This window comes from uncultured Sneathiella sp., from assembly GCF_963973085.1.
In the GTDB taxonomy this organism is placed as follows: Bacteria; Pseudomonadota; Alphaproteobacteria; order Sneathiellales; family Sneathiellaceae; genus Sneathiella.
In genome coordinates, this window is the sequence record NZ_CAXAXA010000019.1 from 1 (window position 1) to 3,411 (window position 3,411).

Annotated in this window: 3 protein-coding genes; all 3 read left to right on the forward strand. The window is 46.0% G+C overall.

The window, feature by feature from the left end; all coding sequences use genetic code 11:
- Positions 1-827 (forward strand): IS3 family transposase (locus AACZ19_RS18470; RefSeq protein WP_339635975.1); only part of this gene is annotated, 827 nt, incomplete at its 5' end.
- 512 nt (positions 828-1,339) lie between these two features.
- On the forward strand, positions 1,340-2,278 hold the full coding sequence (locus AACZ19_RS18475) for a hypothetical protein (RefSeq protein WP_339635976.1): 939 nt from the start codon (positions 1,340-1,342) through the stop codon (positions 2,276-2,278).
- Between the two features lie 48 nt (positions 2,279-2,326).
- Positions 2,327-3,016: a hypothetical protein gene (locus AACZ19_RS18480; protein WP_339635977.1), complete on the forward strand. Its 690-nt coding sequence runs from the start codon at positions 2,327-2,329 to the stop codon at positions 3,014-3,016.
- Positions 3,017-3,411: the final 395 nt, after the last annotated feature.

Below are 3,411 nucleotides of genomic sequence, written 5' to 3' on the forward strand. Positions count from 1 at the left end.
CGATGTGCCGCTGCCTGCGCATCCATCCGAGCGGTTTTTACGCCTGGCTCAAGAACCCACTCAGCAAACGAACCCGGGAAGATGCTCGTCAGACAGAGCTCATCCGCAAAGCATGGCGGGAGAGCGGTAAGGTGTATGGTTATCGCAAGCTCCACGATGATCTTCTTGATCAGGGCGAGATGTGTTGTCCGAACCGCGTCGCACGACTGGCCCGTCTGGCGGGCATCAAGGCGCAGATCGGATACAAGAGAAGACCCGGCAGTTATGGCGGCAAACCCTCTTTTATTGCCGACAACAGGCTGGATCGACAATTCGATGTGGGTGTCCCTGACAGGGTCTGGGTGACGGACATCACCTATATCAGGACGCAGGAAGGGTTTGCCTACCTGGCGGTCGTGATTGATCTCTATTCCCGTCGCGTCGTCGGCTGGTCCCTGCAGAACCGGCAAACGACAGATATGGTGTTACAGGCGTTGCTCATGGCTGTATGGCGCAGAAAACCAAAGGGTAAGGTCCTGATCCATTCCGACCAGGGCTCCCAGTTCACCAGTATGGATTGGGCTTCTTTCCTCAAGGCTCACAATCTGGAACATTCCATGAGCCGGCGCGGGAACTGCCACGATAGTGCCGTCGCGGAGAGCTTTTTCAATCTGCTCAAGCGGGAAAGGATACGACGCAAGACCTACAAAACCAGAGAGGATGCCAGACAGGATGTGTTCAATTATATTGAGATGTTCTACAATCCGAAGCGAAAGCATGTAAGAAACGGGATGCTGTCACCCGTCCAGTTCGAACAGCAGCAGATAATGAAACCCGAAAGTGTCTAGGAAAGTCGGGGCTATTCACTTTATATAAAAAAGGAGACAATGAGGATTTAAAGGAAAACAACGATAGAGATAATGATGGATCTTACAATCTTCTACGGAACAATATAAGAAAGTACCTAAAAGCGACCACCTTTTCATTGATAAAATTTTCAATAGAAAATGAAGATTTGAAGTCCCGTGTATTTATGTACAACTTCCTGTATGGACTGAGTAAGGAATTCTTTTACACAGACTTCCATAAATTCCCTAGTTTTGCCGATATTCGCCATCTTAGTTCCAGATATCGGGAAACAGAGACAACTGAGGAATACAGAAAGCTTCTGAAAGATAAGGTTATTTTTTATTTAAACCAGAACAAAAGATATTTCGTAAACGAAGAAAAAAGATACACAAAAGAATATAGAGCTGAATCAAATATTTCTTATATTGAAAAATATTGCCAATTCATTGAAAAAACAGCGACAAATTTTTATAACGATGACATCGTCGCATTTGATGATTTCTGTGCCGGCATGGATAATATCAAGGGTGACTATCTTAAAGAGCAAATAACCATCCGGATCAAGCAGGAATTATTAAACAAAACAACGATGGATGACGGCGATTCCAAAATTGACGAAAGCCGCCGAAAACGCAAATCCGCGCAGAAACGGAAACAGCCGCAAATAATAGAAGAAAAACAAGTTCAACAGAATAAGGGCGGATCCAAGGCTCAAAAGCAGCCCCCCATTCCGGCCTCACTGAATGATGGGGGCACAAACGAGCGAGACGATGACGAGGATAAGTACGATGTACAGGAGAACGAGCCGCAATCGCGGAACATTTGGGATGAGGAAATTGACACGCTGCCCCCTGAGGATGACATCGAAGAATATTATAGCAACCTCATCAACAGAAAGAGAACGGGTTCCATCAGCACAACCCAGCTGTTTTCCAAACCCTCCCAATTTATTGTGCTCAACAACATAGAGCTGCCGGATGACTTGGATACGGAGATCTCCCGAAAATATTCGGACAAGGAGTTTATCTGGAAGTTCAAACGGCTGCAGGATGCCCTGAAAAAGAGTAACAAGAAGGGTAAAGTTACCCGGGAGCAGAAGGACCTGGCTTCTTTACAGGGTTTGCTGGTCGAACAGCATTTCAGCGAAAGGGTGGCGGCGCTCTACGAGTTTGTGAAAATATGGTTGGGCGAGGGCGCCGGTTATAAGATCATCCCGGCCGAGCATGTGGACCTCGATGTGGCCCAAATGCTGTCCATCCTGATTTATGAGGAAATTTCGTTAAGTGACTTCAAGGATGACGCCAATCTAGGGTCCGACGCACCGGATCCCTTCATCACGTCGGCAAAAAAACTGAAGAAAAAAATATATGGCTTCACGACAGGCAGGTTAAAAAATGTGTTAAAGCATAAAGAAAGCGCTAAAAAAAGTATATTCGATGTCATGTATTAAAAGATTGGCGAACTGGAGGCATCGTCTCTGAAGACTTTGGCGCAGGAAATGGTCACTTTCCAACAATATAGCTTGCTTTCCAACGCAGACGACTACATCAAGGCCCTGACCATGGTCAATAGCAACGCCCAGTATCTATTGGCGCAGAGCAATCAGCAGTCTTACGGGATCAGGTCCAATGTTTTTTTCGACAAGATCATCATGGATATGCACGAAAATTCCGCTCTGTTAACGTTAATCAGAGAGAAGAAATTGCAATCTATCCTCACCCTCACCCTCACCCTCACCCTCACCCAAAAGCGGCTGATGGAACGGCTCCGCGATCAGAAACATCACCAACAGCACACTGAAACTGTTATTGATTTGTCTAATTCACCTCCGTGGCAGGAAATGATCATGGGCGTTCCCCTGTACAAAGTCTTTAACCGTAATAAGGCCGCTCTCGACAAATCTGAATACTGGCAGGCCTATGAGATAGCCTGCGCCAAGACTCTCTCCGGTCACAGCTATCTCAATGATTATGGATACAAGCCGGTCGCGGTGAAAATTGATAGGGAAGAATGTGTTTTCAGCCTTGTGGAAATCAGGGAAAACCGGCACGCGAATAATCGCTTCTTTGCCTTGAAGCAAAGGGATACGGGACAGTTCATGATTTTCTGCGAAACCAAAGCGGTGCATAATATGTTCGAATATGAAACGCTTGCTCTGAATAAACTGAAAAGTATAACCTTTTCCTAACGAAAGTCAGGGTCCATTTATTCACTCTAACGGCTCCACCGACCTCTCCTCTAAAAAAACTCAGCCATTGCAACCTTCAATGGCTGAGTTACAGAAGATTATATGCTGCGGTTCAAAATATGTTCGCTTACCGTCATCACCATTGGTCTGCCTTGACCTTCTGTCAGGACGTATTGATCCATTGGGAAGCTTTTCACGCAGCATATTCTGGAGGCAGCGCAATTCACAGCATTAGATTAATTATTTTCCAACCTGCATCCGCTATGCTTCCATCAATGATTTATTGGGGAGTGCTGTTAACATAGAAACGCCGCTATATAGTTGATATAACGGCGTTTGTGTTGGTTGCGGGGGTAGGATTTGAACCTACGACCTTCAGGTTATGAGCCTGACGA